The organism is Klebsiella sp. K47, from assembly GCF_051858335.1.
GTDB lineage: Bacteria > Pseudomonadota > Gammaproteobacteria > Enterobacterales > Enterobacteriaceae > Klebsiella > Klebsiella pneumoniae.
The window spans coordinates 1-240 of sequence record NZ_JBPYUI010000215.1; the positions used below are offsets into that span (position 1 = coordinate 1).

Annotated in this window: 1 pseudogene; it reads right to left on the reverse strand. The window is 65.0% G+C overall.

From position 1 onward, the window contains the following. Window positions 1-240: pseudogene (locus RRF55_RS27755) on the reverse strand (hypothetical protein); the annotation flags it as partial.

Here is a 240-nt window from a genome sequence, read left to right on the forward strand (position 1 = left end):
GGGTAGGTGGACGGGATGACGCAGGCGAAGCCCTTGGAGCGCTCGTCGCGAGAAAAGAAACCCACGTACTCCTTCACGTTGGTGCGCAGGTGCAGGCGGTGTGGCTGCAGGTTGTTGATCCCGGGCACGGGGTCGATGGCAAAGATGTTCACCGGCACGTGGGCCAGTTGCGGGTCGTCGGCCATGGCGTTGGCGAGCATGTGGGCACTGATGCCGCCGCGGCTCCAGCCCACGATGTTG